This is a genomic window from Hymenobacter rubripertinctus, assembly GCF_003583925.1.
In the GTDB taxonomy this organism is placed as follows: Bacteria; Bacteroidota; Bacteroidia; order Cytophagales; family Hymenobacteraceae; genus Hymenobacter; species Hymenobacter rubripertinctus.
This window is the reverse complement of sequence record NZ_QYCN01000095.1, coordinates 1-1828: the sequence shown is the minus strand read 5'-3', so window position 1 is coordinate 1828 and position 1828 is coordinate 1. Positions and strand designations below refer to the sequence as shown.

Below are 1828 nucleotides of genomic sequence, written 5' to 3'. Positions count from 1 at the left end.
GGCGTGCCCGCACCGGCCCCGGATGGCAGCAGCCGCAAGGTGCGCATCCTGCCGCTGCTGAGCGTGGGCCTGGGCCTGGTGCCGGCCGTGCAACAGCTCAGTGGCGGCGTGCCCCGGGCCTACGTGCGGGTGCTCGTCTACAATGCCGATTCGGCCCTGGTGGACTCGCGCACGCAGAAGCTGACGAGTGCGGCGCAGGGCGACTATGAGCAGCTCTCGTTGCGCGTGTTCGTGCCGAGTGCGGGCTACGTGCAGGCGTACGTGGCCAACGAGAGCGACACGGACGTGTTCTTTGACGACATAACGGTGGAGCACCGGCAAGGGCTGCAAGTGCAGGAGAACCACTACGACCCGTTTGGGCTCGACTTGGCGGGACTTTCTAAAAGTGCGACGCCCGAGAACAAGTTTAGCTGGAACGGCAAGGAGAAACAGGATGAGTTCGGCCTCAACTGGCACGACCACGGCTGGCGCTTCTACGAGCCGGCGCTGGGTAGGTGGGTGGTGACGGATCCGGACGGGGAGGAGGGCGACCAAGAAGGTTGGACCAGCTACCAGTTCGGTATGGACAATGCCGTCCGCTATAATGATCTGGATGGGCGCATGGCGGGTGGGCCAGGGGATGATGGTCCGAGCCTTGCAAGAAGCTTTGTGGACTTCAGCGCTTCTGTCGCGAACATATTTCTAACCGCCGCTTCATACACTGGGCCCAGTGCTGCATCACCCCTTAAACTTCAGGCACAGGTTTACGAGACGGATAACTCATTAGGAGTTGAATATAATTTTGTATCTAAGGGCAGTCCTGGGCAGGAGGCTAAATCTTTCGCCAAAGATGCTGCTATTGTTGCATTGAACGTCACTCCAGCTGGCCGGTCAGGTGCTGGACGTGCACTCGAACAGGGTAGCCGACGTGTTGTTGCTGCTGAAGTTGCAGCAGCTAAACCCAGTGTTGTATATAGAGGAGTAACACAAGCAGAAAGAGAGGCCGTAATGCGAGGTGAAGGAATAAGTGCTAGAAATCCTAATGTGCAGAACTCTGTTGAAAATCACGTAGCGGGTGCTAAGAGAACCCGATGGATATCGACTACCAAAAGTCAGGAGACAGCTTCTGGAAAATACGGAAAAAACGGTTATGTTGAAGTAGATTTAAATAAGGTCTCTTCAACGAAGGTGGACATCAGCAAAGGAGTAAATGGTACGCGATCTACTAGAATTAATAACTATGCAAAAAAAGATCAAGAAGTTTTAATTGAAAGAAACATCTCATTTGATGCGATAACTCCTCATTTTTAACACACACACACACACAAGTATGAAAGATTTGATTAAAAAAATGGAAGATTGCTGGGAGGTTGATACTGGTTTCCTCTACTTTTTGAGAGAAGGAATATTTCATCATGATTTGTATGTAGATTTTATAAATTCTCTCAAAGAAATAGAAGCATTCGAAGATTTAGTGCCTTCAAGATTAGTGACATTATTGTGGTATATTTCCCCGTTCATAGAATGGCAGAGAGACCGTGTAACAAATAGCATTTCATTAGATGAATATGATATAATAGTTATCGAAATTCAGAATCAACTAGAAAGAATATTGGGAATACCTTAAATTCATATTTTTTTAATTATAGCTGTTTCGGGAACGGTTCGGTCGTTTTTCTTTAGTTGGAGAGCATCAAAAAGTGGCGGTGGTATAATGCGGGGTGAGTAGTATCTTACTCCCATGCTTCAGACCACGTTGACGTGTGGCAAGTGCAGCAGTGCTGACTTGCGCAAGAACGGCAGCCGCCACGGCCAGCCCAAATACCAGTGCAAAGCCTGCCGCCACCAA

3 protein-coding genes are annotated in these 1828 nt (G+C 49.8%); all 3 read left to right on the top strand.

Annotation, left to right across the window (positions count from 1 at the left end):
• Window positions 1-1290: RHS repeat-associated core domain-containing protein (locus D0T11_RS21650; protein WP_220473767.1), on the top strand; the 1290-nt coding region annotated here is incomplete at its 5' end.
• Window positions 1291-1309: 19 nt separating this feature from the next.
• Window positions 1310-1606, top strand: a complete 297-nt coding sequence (locus tag D0T11_RS22345) for a hypothetical protein (RefSeq protein WP_147374800.1) — start codon at window positions 1310-1312, stop codon at window positions 1604-1606.
• Window positions 1607-1720: 114 nt separating this feature from the next.
• On the top strand, window positions 1721-1828 hold a 108-nt coding region (locus D0T11_RS23650), incomplete at its 3' end, for a transposase-like zinc-binding domain-containing protein (protein ID WP_449547621.1).

What these genes read in the sequence shown, in the direction of transcription:
- D0T11_RS22345 (WP_147374800.1), top strand. Translation starts at nt 1,310, where the DNA reads ATGAAAGATTTGATTAAAAAAATGGAAGATTGCTGGGAGGTTGATACT.